This window comes from Herpetosiphonaceae bacterium, assembly GCA_036374795.1.
Classification (GTDB): Bacteria; Chloroflexota; Chloroflexia; order Chloroflexales; family Kallotenuaceae; genus LB3-1.
On the sequence record DASUTC010000157.1, the window covers coordinates 41,824 to 53,408 of the forward strand.

General features: G+C 62.5%; 13 protein-coding genes. 11 read left to right on the forward strand and 2 right to left on the reverse strand.

Annotated elements, in window-relative coordinates:
- Window positions 1-256: 256 nt before the first annotated feature.
- On the forward strand, window positions 257-2,359 hold the full coding sequence (gene fusA / locus VFZ66_11070; GenBank protein HEX6289725.1) for an elongation factor G: 2,103 nt from the start codon (window positions 257-259) through the stop codon (window positions 2,357-2,359).
- A gap of 165 nt (window positions 2,360-2,524) precedes the next feature.
- Window positions 2,525-3,835 (forward strand): extracellular solute-binding protein, encoded by a 1,311-nt coding sequence (locus VFZ66_11075; protein HEX6289726.1) that lies wholly within the window; start codon window positions 2,525-2,527, stop codon window positions 3,833-3,835.
- Between the two features lie 28 nt (window positions 3,836-3,863).
- Here VFZ66_11075 and VFZ66_11080 read toward each other — a convergent pair whose 3' ends face one another.
- Window positions 3,864-4,112: a hypothetical protein gene (locus tag VFZ66_11080; protein ID HEX6289727.1), complete on the reverse strand. Its 249-nt coding sequence runs from the start codon at window positions 4,110-4,112 to the stop codon at window positions 3,864-3,866.
- A 141-nt stretch (window positions 4,113-4,253) separates the two neighbouring features.
- On the opposite strand from VFZ66_11080, the gene VFZ66_11085 reads away from it, so the two are divergent.
- From VFZ66_11085 to queA, 3 genes are read left to right on the forward strand one after another with little or no spacing between them, the layout of a single operon-like run.
- The gene (locus VFZ66_11085; GenBank protein HEX6289728.1) at window positions 4,254-5,033 is read left to right on the forward strand and encodes a CPBP family intramembrane glutamic endopeptidase; all 780 of its coding nucleotides are present in this window, start codon (window positions 4,254-4,256) and stop codon (window positions 5,031-5,033) included.
- Window positions 5,030-5,929 carry a carbohydrate kinase family protein gene (locus VFZ66_11090; GenBank protein HEX6289729.1) on the forward strand — a complete coding sequence of 300 codons (900 nt, stop codon included), beginning with the start codon at window positions 5,030-5,032 and terminating at the stop codon, window positions 5,927-5,929. Before VFZ66_11085 ends, VFZ66_11090 begins: the two co-directional genes overlap by 4 nt.
- 60 nt (window positions 5,930-5,989) lie before the next feature.
- On the forward strand, window positions 5,990-7,051 hold the full coding sequence (gene queA / locus VFZ66_11095) for a tRNA preQ1(34) S-adenosylmethionine ribosyltransferase-isomerase QueA (protein HEX6289730.1): 1,062 nt from the start codon (window positions 5,990-5,992) through the stop codon (window positions 7,049-7,051).
- A 24-nt stretch (window positions 7,052-7,075) separates the two neighbouring features.
- Here queA and VFZ66_11100 read toward each other — a convergent pair whose 3' ends face one another.
- Complete coding sequence (locus VFZ66_11100; protein HEX6289731.1) at window positions 7,076-7,543, reverse strand: DUF6789 family protein; 468 nt, start codon at window positions 7,541-7,543, stop codon at window positions 7,076-7,078.
- Between the two features lie 220 nt (window positions 7,544-7,763).
- Here VFZ66_11100 and VFZ66_11105 point away from each other — a divergent pair, with 220 nt between their 5' ends.
- From VFZ66_11105 to VFZ66_11130, 6 genes are all read left to right on the forward strand, one after another.
- The gene (locus tag VFZ66_11105) at window positions 7,764-8,162 is read left to right on the forward strand and encodes a DUF2721 domain-containing protein (GenBank protein ID HEX6289732.1); all 399 of its coding nucleotides are present in this window, start codon (window positions 7,764-7,766) and stop codon (window positions 8,160-8,162) included.
- Window positions 8,163-8,320: 158 nt separating this feature from the next.
- A complete protein-coding gene (locus tag VFZ66_11110) occupies window positions 8,321-8,905 on the forward strand; it encodes a hypothetical protein (protein HEX6289733.1) in 585 nt (194 codons plus the stop codon).
- 503 nt (window positions 8,906-9,408) lie between these two features.
- Window positions 9,409-9,933 (forward strand): MauE/DoxX family redox-associated membrane protein, encoded by a 525-nt coding sequence (locus tag VFZ66_11115; GenBank protein HEX6289734.1) that lies wholly within the window; start codon window positions 9,409-9,411, stop codon window positions 9,931-9,933.
- Window positions 9,930-10,553 carry a redoxin domain-containing protein gene (locus VFZ66_11120; GenBank protein ID HEX6289735.1) on the forward strand — a complete coding sequence of 208 codons (624 nt, stop codon included), beginning with the start codon at window positions 9,930-9,932 and terminating at the stop codon, window positions 10,551-10,553. Before VFZ66_11115 ends, VFZ66_11120 begins: the two co-directional genes overlap by 4 nt.
- Before the next feature lie 114 nt (window positions 10,554-10,667).
- Window positions 10,668-11,102, forward strand: coding sequence for a hypothetical protein (locus tag VFZ66_11125; GenBank protein HEX6289736.1), 435 nt, complete (start codon window positions 10,668-10,670; stop codon window positions 11,100-11,102).
- A 218-nt stretch (window positions 11,103-11,320) separates the two neighbouring features.
- On the forward strand, window positions 11,321-11,585 hold a 265-nt coding region (locus VFZ66_11130), incomplete at its 3' end, for a hypothetical protein (protein ID HEX6289737.1).

Sequence of the window (11,585 nt, forward strand, 5' to 3'; positions counted from 1 at the left end):
CGACGAGCTGATCGGCGCAGACGAGTTCGAGCAGAAACGTCGCGAGATGATGCAGGAACGGTGGTAACATAGCGCGGTGTACGCCTGCGTCTCGTGCTTGAAGGCTCCAATCGCATCATACGTTCAAGACAGGAGGTTTGTTCTGTTTATGTAAACTCAGCTATCAGCCGCGTAGACTCCCCACCTGCGTGTGAAGGCTCGGTAGCGTGCTTTGTCCATCTGTATCGTTGTGCAGCATTTGGTCAAGGAGGACTACATGAAGCCCTACGGCCCTGAAAAAATCCATAACGTCGGCATCTTCGGTCACGCTGGCAGTGGCAAGACCACGCTCGTCGAAGCGTTGCTCTTCACCGCCCACGCAACCACCCGCCTGGGCCGCGTCGAGGACGGCAACACCGTGACGGACTACGATCCCGACGAAAAGGAACGTCGGCAATCGATTAACCTGGCAATCGCCCCGCTTGAGTGGAAAGACGACAAAATCAATCTGATCGACGTGCCCGGCTCAGCCGACTATGCCTCGGAGGTCGCGGCAGCGATGCGCGTGATCGACGGCGCGGTGATCGTGATGGATGCCTCGGCGGGCGTCGAGGTCGGCACCGAGATGGTCTGGCAGGCGGCCAAGGCGGCGAACGTGCCGGTGCTGATCTTCATCAACAAGATGGATCGCGAGAACGCCGACTTCGATCGCTCGGTGCAGGACGCGCAGACGACCCTCGACGGCGCGGTGATTCCGATGCAGTTGCCGATCGGCAGCCAGAAAGATTTTCGCGGGATCATCTCGCTCCGCCGCCAGCGCGCCTGGATGATCAGCGCGAAGCATGACGGCTCGTTTGAGGAGGCGGAGATTCCCGCCGACTATGCGGATCGTGAGAGCGAGATGCGCGAGGCGCTGGTCGATAAGATCGCCGTCACCAACGACACGCTGATCGAAAAATATCTCGAAGGCGGTGCGGACGCGCTGACGCTCGACGAGCTGCGCGACGGCCTGCGAGTCGGCATCACCACCAACACGATCGTGCCGGTCTTCGTCGGCTCGGCGACCGCGATAGCGGGTATGGCGCAACTGCTGGACGGCATTCTCGACAGCTTCCCGTCGGCGGCGCGCAAGATCGCCAACGCGACCGATCTCAACGGCGACAAGGCGATCCAGATCCACCCCGATACCAAGGAGCCGCTCGGCGCGCTGGTCTTCAAGACGATGGTCGATCCACACGTCGGCAAGCTGAGCCTGGTGCGAGTCTACTCCGGCCAGCTCCAATCCAACTCCAGCGTGTACAACAGCCGCACCCGCAAAGAAGAGCGCATCGGGCAACTGTACGCGATCAAGGGTAAGGAGCAGACGCCGATCCACGCGGCGGGGCCGGGCGATCTCTGCGCGGTGATCAAGCTAACCGAGACGACCAGCGGCGATACGCTCTGCTCGCCGGATCGGCCATTCCAGCTACGCGGCATTCAGTACCCGGCTCCGGCCTTTACCGCCGCCGTCAAGCCGCACTCGCGCGCGGACCAGGACAAGATGGGCACGGCCCTGCACCGCGTGATGGAGGAAGACCCGTCGTTGCAGGTCAGCCGCGACCCAGTCACGGGCGATACGCTGCTCAGCGGCATCAGCGAGACGCATCTCCAAAACATCGCCGACCGGCTCAAGCACAAGTTCCACGTATCGATCGACCTTGAGCTGCCGCGCGTGCCCTACCGCGAGACGATCCGCGGCAAGGCCGACTCGACCTACATCCACAAAAAGCAGACCGGCGGCGCGGGCCAGTACGCCAACGTCTCGCTCCGCGTCGAGCCGCTCCCACCCGATCCGAATCGCGAAGATCCGCTCGAATTTGTGTGGGAGATCGTCGGCGGCGTGATCAGCCGTGGCTTTGCGCCCGCGATCGAAAAGGGCGTGCGCGAGGCGATGCAGGAGGGCCTGATCTCAGGCAGCCCGATGGTCGATGTGCGCGTCGGGGTCTTCGACGGCAAGGAGCACCCGGTCGACAGCAAGGAAATCGCATTCAAAACAGCGGGCTACCAGGGCTTCAGGCAGGCGGTCAATAAGGCACAGCCCGCGCTGATGGAGCCGATCTACGAGCTCCAGATCAACGTGCCCGACCAGTTTACCGGCGACGTGATGAGCGATCTCAACACGCGGCGCGGGCGGATCATGGGTGTCAACAGCGAGGGCAACCGCACCACCGTGACCGCACATGTGCCGCTGGCCGAGTGCCAGCGCTACTCGACCGACCTGCGCTCGATCACGCAGGGACGCGGCACGTTCTCGATGCGCTTCGAGCACTATGAGGATGTTCCGGCACATCTGGCGGAGCAGATCAAGGAGCAGACCCAGGCGGCAAATACAACCTCCTAGGCTGCTGGATCTCAGCCCGGCCCCTCTCCTGTCGCAACCGGAGAGGGGCTTGGTTTTTCCAGACGGGTCCCAATGACATGTTCAAACTGCATCGTCCGCCAGTCGTGCTATCATGTCGCGACCTGACAGAGACGTTGAACCATCGAGATAGGAGCCTGATCGTTCATGCGGCAGATCGCATTCTTCGTTAGCCTCGTGCTGGTAGCTGCGGTGCTGGCCGCATGTAGCACCGCAAGTCGCCTCCCCGTCGAGCCTGACGCGACGGCTGCGCCGACAAGCACGACAGCCACAGGAGCCGCCAGCGCCGCCCCGACGACCGCCGCGACCAGCGATCCGACGCCGACGGTCGCGGCGACAGCCGAGCGCACGAGCGCACCAACGCCAACGCTGCCCAACGCGCTGACGCTGTGGCACAGCTACGCCGCCGACAGCCCTGCGGCGCAGATCCTCGACGACCTGATCGCACAGGCGCGACAGGCAGCGCCCGACATGCAGATCGCGGCAACGTCGATCCCCGGCGATCAGATCGTCAACCGCTTCGAGACTGAGGCGGCGGCAGGCGGCGGCCCCGATCTGCTGCTCGCGTCCAGCAGCGGACTTGGCCGTCAGGCACGCGCCGGGATGCTGCGCGACCTGGATAGCGCCGTCGCGCCGCAGGCCAGCCGGTACCTGCCGAACGCGCTCGACAGCATGAGGGTCGACGGCAAGCTCTACGGCGTTCCGGCCTCGCTGACGACGATCGCGCTGTACTACAACACGGGAACGATCCAAAACCCACCGCGCACCACCGACGAGCTGCTGAGCGCCGTCAAGGGCGGAGCCAGGATCGCGCTGATCCGCAGCACATTCCACAATTTCGGGTTTTTCGGCGCGTTCGGCGGGCGGCTCTTCGACGATAGCGGGCGCTGCGTTGCCGACGCGGGCGGCTTTGCAGAGGCGCTCAACTATTTACGGGAGCTGAAAGCGGCTGGCGCGCAGTTCGTCACCAGCGGACGCGAGGCGGAGGCGCTCTTCAAGGAAGGTCAGGTCGATCTGGCGATCAACGGCTCGTGGCTGCTCGATGATTTTCGTGCCGCGCTGGGCGAGCAGCTTGGCGTCGCGCCGATGCCGGACGGTCCCGGTGGAGCGGCCAGTCCATTGCTCGGCGGAACAGGCGTGTATGTCAACGCCAACACCGACACCTTCGAGCAGGCGACCGCGCTGGCGCTGGCGCTTACCAGCCAGGAGGTCCAGCAGCGCTTCGTCGAGCAGAGCGCGTTCGTGCCGTCCAATCCGGGGGTAGCGACCGCCGATCCGGCGCTGGCAAGTCTGGCCGAGGCGGCGCGAGCAAGCGCGCCCTACCCGCAGCGCACCGAGCTTGATCGCTTCTGGCAGCCGTTCGACGGCGCGCTCGTGGAGGTGCTGGAAAACAACGCCGATCCGGTCGCCGCCGTACAGAGCGCCTGTACCGCGATGAACGAGGCGAACGGCAAATAAGCGCGATCACAGGACGGTGGCTAGGCGCTCAGCCCTTGCGCTCGTCGTGCAGATCAGGATCGTTGTCCGCGCCGCCGCCGGGCGGGTAGTACGGCTCGCTGTGGGTGTCGCCGTCGACCTCTGGATTCGAGAGCCATTCGCTCCCGGTCGCCGGTGAGTCGAAGCCGGTCGTGCCATCGCCCGCGCCCGTATCCCACGAAGCATTGGGAGCCGTCGAGGGTGTCTTTCCGCTCTGCTCGCTGCGCTCCCGATCCGATGTGTCTCGATCCAGTGCCATATCGGTTGCTCCTGCTATCATCGTCCACTCAAGCATCTGTTCCTCCGTTGGTGCCCGCCTAAGCATGTCGCGTGCCAGAAGATTGAGTGGCCGCCACACGGCGTGTGCGGCGGCAGCCACGATTAAGGGTACACTGTAGATATGAGTAGCCAACCTTTTGTTTCCGCGCCGCCAGCGCCGCCGGTGCAGCCGCGCGTGCGCTGGACCCTGGCCGATCTTGTGCTGACCGGCCTGCTGACGATCGGGCTGAGCGCCGCGCTGCTGCTGGTGCTGGCGCTGCCGGGTCTGTTTGGTCTGACCCTCGTGCGCGACCTGCTGAACGACCGACCGCTGGTGCTGAGCATGATCATCGGCGGCACGATCTATCTGCTCGCGGTCGTCGCGACCTACATCGTGATCGTCCGGCGACGACGCAGCAGTTGGCGCGAGATCGGCTTTCGGATGCCGCCGCTGCTGGCGCTGCTGCTCACGCCGCTGCTCTTTTTCGGCCAGTTGCTCGTGCTGATGGTCGTCAACGTGATCCTCATGACGCTCATTGGCGAGTTCGAGAATCCGCAGATCGCGGCGCTGACCGATCCCAGGGGTTTCTCCTGGCTCAACTTCGCCTTTGTCTTCATCGTCGGGGCGATCATCGCGCCGATCGTCGAGGAGATAGTCTTTCGCGGGCTGCTCTACCAATGGTTGCGCACGCATACCAGCGCGGTCGCCGCGATCGTCGTCTCAGGCATGATCTTCTCCCTGGTGCATATCTATCCCGTGGTGCTGCTGCCGCTCTTCGCCGTCGGCGTGATCCTGGCGGCGGTCTTTGAGTGGACCAAATCGCTCTGGATCACGATCGTGCTGCATTTCTTCCAGAATGCGATGGCGATCAGCGTCTTTTTTCTGCTTCAGGCGTATCCCAACCTTGTGCCGCAGACATGAGCGCGGTGATCTGCTATGGCTCGCTGATCGCCGACCGGGTGCTGGAGCTGCCGCGCTTTCCACGGCCCGGCGAGGGCATGCACGCCCTCGGCGAGCACCTCTACGTCGGCGGCGAGCCCTGCAACGTCGGCGGGCATCTCGCGGCCTGGGGCGTGGACGTGGTGATCGCGGGCAATCGGCTCGGCACTGATCCGCTCGGATCGTTCGTCGGAGCGCGCCTCCGTGAGCGCCTGCGCACTACGCCGGTTGTCGAGGGCGCTGCCGAGGTTCGGACGCCAACCTGCTACATCTGGACGACGCCCGACGGCGAGCGGACGATCGTACCCTCGTGGCCGACGCCGACCGGCTGGATGCTGCCCGGTGATGACCTGATGCGGGTGGCGCGGATGGTCAGCGTGTCGATCTATGGCCCCGGCATGGATGCGATGGTCGCGCTGGCGCGGCGCTGGCAGTTGCCGCTGGCGGTCGCTGATATTTCAGGACCCGACGATTCCCGGCTGCCGGGCGCGGCGATTGTCGCCACCTCGCGCACCGTGCTGGAGCAGCGGCACAATGTGCGCGAGATCGAGGCGTGGATCGAGGCGGTTCATGCCGTCAGCCGCGCGCTGGTCGTCGTCAGCGACGGGCCGCGCTCCGTGCTGGCGCTGGCTGCCGACGGCAGATGGTGGAGCGTGCAGCCGCCGCAGATCGCGCCCGTGGACACGACCGGAGCCGGTGACGCGCTCAAGGCCGGGCTGATCATGGGCTGGCTGCATGAGTGGCCGATCGAAGAAATGTTGCGCTGGGCGATTGCCGCCGCCAGCCTGCAATGCCTCCATCGCGGCCCGTGCGAGCATCCCGCGACTCGTGAGGAGATCGAATCGCTGATGCCGACGGTTGGCGTGGCTCCCTGGTAGATGAGAACAAAGATTATCGGCACCAGCTCACGATCTGCGGCGGTGCGTTAGAATACAGCCATGCACGAACGACCGCTACGCACAGATGATTTTGACTACGATCTGCCTCAGGAGCTAATCGCTCAGACGCCGGTCGAGCCGCGCGACGCCTCGCGGCTGCTGGTGCTGGATCGTCAGACCGGCGCGCTCCACCACGACCGCTTCTTCAACATCGGGCACTACCTCCAGCCAGGCGATCTGCTGGTCGCCAACGAAAGCCGAGTGCTTCCGGCGCGGCTCTTCGGCCACAAACCGACCGGCGGCAAAGTCGAGGTGCTGCTGCTGCGCCGTCGCGACGATCGCACCTGGGAGGCGCTGGTCGGCGGCAAGGGCGTGCGGCCCGGCACCACGCTTCAGATCGAGCCGCAGGCCGCGACCCATCACGGGCCGGTGCGCGCCGAGGTGCTGGATGCGCTGCCGCATGGCGGGCGGCTGATCCAGTTCGAGACGCCGATCGAGCCGCTGCTGCCGGAGCTTGGGCAGATGCCGCTGCCGCCCTACATCCACCAGCAGGTCGCCGATCCTGAGCGCTACCAGACCGTGTACAGCAAGACGCAGGGATCGGCTGCCGCGCCGACCGCCGGGCTGCACTTCACGGCCCAGCTGATCGCCGCGTTGCAGGAGCAGGGCATCGCCTGGACCACCGTCACGCTGCATGTCGGCCTGGATACCTTTCGCCCGGTCCAGGTCGAGGACCCCGCGCAGCATACGATGCACAGCGAGTACTTCGAGCTAAGCGCCGCCACCGCCGACGCGATCAACCAGGTGCGGGCGGAGGGACGGCGGGTGATCGCCGTGGGCACGACGACCGTGCGCGTGCTCGAAACCGCCGCGCAGTGGGCTGAGCGTGACGGTCTGGCTACGATCCGGCCCTGCGGCGGCGATACCAATATCTTTATCTACCCGCCGTACCGCTTTCGTGTGGTGGATGCGCTGATCACGAACTTTCACCTGCCCAAGTCCACGCTGCTGATGCTCGTCAGCGCGCTCGCCAGCCGCGAGCAGATCCTCGCGGCGTACGCGGAGGCCGTGCGCGAGCGCTACCGCTTCTTCAGCTTCGGCGATGCGATGCTGATCGTGTGAGTCATCCGGCAGCGCCATCGAGTCTTAGGCGCGTCGCCGGGCCGCCTCCACCAGCACGCCCGTCACCGAGCCCCAGACGACGTGCGCCAGGATCATCAGCAGATTCCGCCGGGGCGGATGCTCGGTTGCCGGGCGCAGAATGCCCATCGCGGGCAGCCAGCCAAGATAGCTTACCGTCCAGACCACCAGCCCAAAGGCGATCCCTTTGAGCGAGGGCGAGATGCGCATCTGATTCGCCAGCGGCGCGTACAGCGCGCCCGCCGCCGCGCCATAGGCAAAGTGATTCAGCAGCGTCAGCCCAACATGCTCATCCTGATTGAGCTTGTCGCCCACGCCGATCTGATCGGTCAGCTCCGCCGTGATCTCGCTCGGCGGCAGCGGATATTGCTCGCGGCGCGGCAGCAGCCGATGCATCAGCTCCATCGACGCCGTCATCGGTGCCGTAGCGATGAATCCGGCCAGCGCGCCGGAAAGAATGTGCGTAGCTACCATCGTACGTATACTCCTCGATCTGCTATATCCCATTGCGCTATCCTGGGGAGCAACACTCATGCCAGCCGGGGAAGCACAAAGAACAGAGAACAACAGAACAACGGAACATAGGAGAACCTGCAACTCGAAACTTGAAACTCCGAACTCGAAACTCCGAACTCATCGGACGTGCTATAATCGCGGCGCTGCCATGATGCTTGAGGAGGCGCTCCGAATCCCTATGGAACTGACCCTGACGACACCCGCGCTCCTCTTCCCGGCGATCTCGCTGCTGCTGCTGGCCTACACCAACCGCTTCCTCACGCTCGCCGCGCTGATGCGCGAGCTATATACCCGCTACAAAGCTCAGCCAGACCCGAAAATCAAGCGGCAGCTTGCCAACTTGCGCTATCGCATCGTGATTATCCGCGACATGCAGATCTTTGGCGTCTCCAGCTTCTTCTTCTGCGTGCTCTGCATGTTCGTCCTGTTCGCCGGACAGCCGACCCTTGGCAAGTGGATCTTTGGCGGCAGCCTGATCCTGCTGCTGATCTCGCTGGGCCTTTCCCTGCGTGAGATCCAGGTATCGATCGATGCGCTCACGCTCCAGGTGGCGGATCTGGATGATGATGAGGCGTAGGCTATTACCGAATCTTAACCATGTCAGCGCCGCCCGCTGCTGCACGCTCCACCATCACCCATCTTGCGACCTGATCCACCAACTATCGAGTGATTGGACCACCGACAGCAACAGGCTATACTGCTGCGACGTGTTTAAGGAACCCTTGGAGATTATTGATGAACTACCCGCTTACCTTCTCGTTCAAGATCGTCGCGCTTGCCCCCCAGATCTCCGTAAGAGACGGGCAGGGTAATCTACTCCTCTACGTCAAGCAAAAGCTCTTCAAGCTTAAAGAGGCGGTAAATATCTTTGCCGACGAGAGCCAGACCCGGCAGCTCTTCTCGATCAACGCCGACCGCCTGCTGGACTTCTCGGCCCGCTATACGATCACCGACTCGCAGGGATTGGCGATCGGAGCGGTGAAGCGGCAGGGCATGCGCTCGATCTGGAAGGCGCACTACGATATTCTCAATGGCGAGACGCCGGTGATGACCATCAGGGAAGAAAACCCCTGGATTAAGGTTATGGACGCTCTGGTCGGCGAGGTGCCGATTCTTGGCCTGTTTACCGGCTATCTCTTCCATCCGGCCTACCTCATCTCCAGGCCGGACGGCACCACGGTGATGCGCATCGAAAAACAGCGCTCCTTTCTGGAGAGCAGCTTTACCGTGGAGCAGAAAGCGCCCATGCACGACGCGGAGGAGCAGCTCGCGCTGCTGAGCGTGCTGATGATGATCCTGCTGGAGCGAAGTCGCGGCTAGCCAAAGCGCGGGAACAAGGGAACAGGGGAACAAGGGAGTCAATCCTTTGTTCTTTTGTTCTCTATTCTTTGTTCCCTGCTCTTACCTCCACTACTCATTGTGTGAAAAACACTTGACGTAGATGCTCACAATCATGTATACTGTTTACCTGATTTATACTATTCCTGATTGTGCGTATATCTCCTTGACCCATGCTCTACCACATCCCCCCTGCTGGTAGTGGCACACAACAGCCCGCTGGCAAGCTAGCGTAATCGTTATGCGGTTGCTCTGCCTAACCTATTGTTCAGCCTGCGGCAGCAAGGCACATCTTCCGTAAAGACGACGTACCGCACTGCCGCAGGCTACGTGTACCCACCGCTTCAGTCCTGGTATTGATACGATGACCGTGCTTCAATAGCACCAGTACGGCAGGCTTGCCAGCCAAATCTTGAGTCTCCATCGCAGTATGTCGTGATGCGCTCTCCTCTACAAGGTCTGTCCGCCACCCAAGGAGGCTATGCTTGTTTGGACTTGTCCTCACGTTTCCACTGTTCGCTTCTGCCGCAAGCTATGCATGGTCGCGCTACTTCGGCGCCGAGGAGCGATCACCGATCGGTCCTCAGGCTCACGTGCTGCTGATCGTCGCCCAGCTCACGATCGCGACCTGGGTGGCCTCGACATGGTATCCGCTTCCGGCGCGGATCGCGCTCGCGCTGATGTACCTGGCGCTTGGCAGCGGCGCGGCATATTTCAAACTCACCAAAGGCGATGTGCCATGCGGTTGCATGGGATCGCAGAGCGAGCACCCGTTGACCTGGCGGCTGGTAGCCGCCGACCTGCTGCTGGCCTGTGCGGCGCTGCTCAGCACGCGCGAGCAGGTGGTCTTTGCGCCGGGATCGGGCCTGTTTCTCGGCTTCGTGATGTGTTTGCTTGGCCTGCTCGTAACAACCGGCCTGCCGGATGCATTGTATGCCCTGCGGGGTGGGCAGCGTGCCGTCGAGCGGTATCGCTCGTGGATCAATGGGTATAAGGAGTTATTACCGTGAGCACCTTCTTCTGGGCCTCATATGTGGCGCTATGGCTGCTGATCGTACCGCTGGTCATCTTGAATCTGCTGCTGTTTCGACAGGTGGGCATTATGGTCATGGGTACCGCGCGCGGCGTTAACCAGAGCGGCATCCCCGCCGGTCGGCGGCTGCCCGCTGTGAATAGCGTCACGATCCACGGCAAGCCCTGGTCGTCGGAGAGCGTTAAGGGACGGCCACATGTGTTGCTCTTTGGCTCGACAACCTGCAAGGAATGTAGCGCGATCATGCCTGATCTGAGCCGGGTGCAAACTATGTTTGGCGTCCAGCCGATCCTGTTGATGTTCTCCGACATTGAACAGTCGGCAAAATACGCAGAGCGGCACAACCTGAGCTACGACGTGATTATCGCCTCGCAAGAGCTAGGGGCAAAATTCGACGTCGAAGTTTCTCCGTTCGCGTATGGGGTCGATAGTCAAGGAATTATTCGCGCCAAGGGGCTGGTTAACTCTCGCCGCCAGCTAGAAGCGATTGCACAGGCCGCTCTGGGCGACGAATATCCCCAAAATCGTCCGATCATTCAGCTTGAGGAGGCAGCTAGCGCAGAGAGCACCACCGATACAGCCGTGAACTACGGATAGCTCTCGCGATCGAAGCGCAATGGACACGGCGGTCTTGGCGGGCCTGCCGTGATCGGCTATCTGTAGATAGCGGAGACGCCCGTGCCGACTGGATAAGTTTTATGGAGACATACGATGGACAACAAAGACTTAGAGATCCAGGCAAAAGTAGGCGCATTTGCACGGAAGATGGGCCGCCGGAATTTCCTGTCACGGGGAGCAGCAGCCGTAGCAGGCATGATCGCGGCGGCGGTGATTGGTAAAATGGAGGGCACCGAGACGGCCTTTGCCGACAGCGCGCCCTGCTATCCACCCTACGGCGTGTACTGCTCAGGCTGTGGAGCCGACAGCACCTGCCCATCGTACTACTCGACCTGCACGACATCAAACGACGTGTGCAGCGATGGCACGCGCCTGACCAGCAGCGGGCAGTGCATCTACTCGATCGGCTGGTGGTACACGAGCAGCCCCATTGGACAGCGCCACAAGTGCCGCGACTGTATCCGCTCCGGTCCTATCCTGTGCAAGGGTGGTAACTACTGCGGCTGCCGGTCAACGCTCCACTACTAGCCCGGACGACAGACGACTCTGGGTAGCTCAGGAAAGGCGAGCACGCTTCGTTTCGGGCTACCCAGATTCATTGCTGAGAGGATCATTCAATGCTTGAAATGCTCATACTCGTAGCGGTCGGCGCGGCACTGGCGGGCACCGATAGCACTTGAGGGCTGAATGTTATAGGGAGCCTGGATGGTTCCAAGATTAATCGAAAAGCATATGCGCTGATCTATGTGCTGGCGTCGGTGGTCGGCGGCCTCATCACGGGTGTCATCGTTTCCTCGGCGGGGCAGATCTTCCGAGCGTTTATCGGCCATGATGTCCGGCTCATGCTCTTTGCAGCCGTGCTGCTCCTGGCATTGATGCTCGAAATCCTGGGCAAGGCGCATCTGTGGACCGTTGGCAGCTTCGTCGTGCCTGCCGCGTGGGTTGCCAAAGGCGATCAGCGGGCGGCTACGCTCTGGGGTCTGATCCTTGGCCTGGGATTTCTGACCTGGA

Bases quoted from the DNA above. Each gene is read 5' to 3' on its own strand.
- fusA (HEX6289725.1), top strand. From the start codon at position 257: ATGAAGCCCTACGGCCCTGAAAAAATCCATAACGTCGGCATCTTCGGT.
- VFZ66_11075 (HEX6289726.1), top strand. From the start codon at position 2,525: ATGCGGCAGATCGCATTCTTCGTTAGCCTCGTGCTGGTAGCTGCGGTG.
- VFZ66_11080 (HEX6289727.1), bottom strand. From the start codon at position 4,112: ATGGCACTGGATCGAGACACATCGGATCGGGAGCGCAGCGAGCAGAGC.
- VFZ66_11085 (HEX6289728.1), top strand. From the start codon at position 4,254: ATGAGTAGCCAACCTTTTGTTTCCGCGCCGCCAGCGCCGCCGGTGCAG.
- VFZ66_11090 (HEX6289729.1), top strand. From the start codon at position 5,030: ATGAGCGCGGTGATCTGCTATGGCTCGCTGATCGCCGACCGGGTGCTG.
- queA (HEX6289730.1), top strand. From the start codon at position 5,990: ATGCACGAACGACCGCTACGCACAGATGATTTTGACTACGATCTGCCT.
- VFZ66_11100 (HEX6289731.1), bottom strand. From the start codon at position 7,543: ATGGTAGCTACGCACATTCTTTCCGGCGCGCTGGCCGGATTCATCGCT.
- VFZ66_11105 (HEX6289732.1), top strand. From the start codon at position 7,764: ATGGAACTGACCCTGACGACACCCGCGCTCCTCTTCCCGGCGATCTCG.
- VFZ66_11110 (HEX6289733.1), top strand. From the start codon at position 8,321: ATGAACTACCCGCTTACCTTCTCGTTCAAGATCGTCGCGCTTGCCCCC.
- VFZ66_11125 (HEX6289736.1), top strand. From the start codon at position 10,668: ATGGACAACAAAGACTTAGAGATCCAGGCAAAAGTAGGCGCATTTGCA.